This is a genomic window from Aeromonas sp. s8 (assembly GCF_040907785.1).
GTDB classification, from domain to species: Bacteria; Pseudomonadota; Gammaproteobacteria; order Enterobacterales; family Aeromonadaceae; genus Aeromonas; species Aeromonas veronii.
Map to the genome: position 1 here is coordinate 1 of NZ_JBFOCL010000052.1, position 1,278 is coordinate 1,278.

Genomic DNA, 1,278 nt, shown 5'->3' on the forward strand with positions numbered 1-1,278 from the left:
AACTCAGAAGTGAAACGCGGTAGCGCCGATGGTAGTGTGGCATTCGCCATGCGAGAGTAGGACACTGCCAGGCACCCAATTTAAGAACCCCGCTCATCGAGCGGGGTTTTTTATTGGCTGCAATTTATTAAATCGTCTGATATTTGACCTGACTTATTCCTTTCTTCTATTTTTATTGTTACTCGCTGTTATCTTTCGGTTCAACGAATAGCCTGATGTTACGCTTTTACTCTTTCTTCATGTAAAGCCGTTGCTCTGTATGGCAGGGCTGGCATCGCCATAACCCGTGAATCCCATGATCGCCTATACGTCATGATCTCTTGCTTGGGATCTCTGTTTCCTGAGTTAGCTGCTCCCTTTTTGTAGTGGTCAACTAAATCCGGACACTTGGTTAGGCCGATCCTCGGCTTTTGCTGGCGGTATTCCATCATTGTTTTGATGTGGACGCCGCCAGTTGTAGTAATCCATCAGGTAGTAACTGATATCCCGCTTCGCCTCTCGCAAGCTCATATATCCCATAGCCGGGAGCCACTCTGACTTCAGGCTCCTGAACAGTCGCTCCATCGGGGCGTTATCCCAGCAGTTTCCACGCCGACTCATGCTCTGGGTCATACGATAGCGCCACAGTCGTTGCCGAAATGCCCGGCTGCCATATTGGCTGCCTTGGTCAGAGTGAAACAGCACGCCTGACGGACAACCCCGCTGCTGATAGGCCATCTCCAGTGCTTTGATTGCCAATTCTGCATCAGGCTTATCAGACATCGCCCAGCCCACGACCCGCCGGGTGTGCAGGTCAAGCACCGCTGCCAGGTAATGCCAACGACCACCTGCCCAGACGTAGGTGATATCGCCACACCACACCTGATTGGGTTGCTGGACATCAAATTCGCGGGCCAGCAGATTGGGGATATCCGGTCGTTCAGACCGTGCCACCTTATAACGGTGTGCGCCCGGCTGTTTGGATACCAACTCGGCTTCCTTCATCAGGTTACGTACTTTGAATCGGTCAATCTGATACCCCAACTCCCGCATCATCGACATCAAGGCGCGGCTGCCCGCTGAGTTCCGGCTTTCTTTGAACAACCGGCGCAACTCACAGCGCTGTTGCATACGTTCACGGTTAATCGTCCGCCTGCGGGCCAGATAATCGTAAAAACAGGAGGTGGGAACATCGAAAGCGCAACAGACCAGAGTGATGGGGGCTTGCTCCCTTAATCGGTCTATCAGCGCGTACGTGTGAACTCGTCCGCCATCAAGAGAGCAGTAGCCTTTTTTAGA

The 1,278-nt window shown here is 52.4% G+C and carries 1 protein-coding gene; it reads right to left on the reverse strand.

Annotation, left to right across the window (positions count from 1 at the left end; translation table 11 throughout):
- Positions 1–369 precede the first annotated feature (369 nt).
- The coding region (locus AB5Y86_RS18745) for an IS3 family transposase (protein WP_368193780.1) at positions 370–1,278 on the reverse strand (909 nt) is incomplete at its 5' end.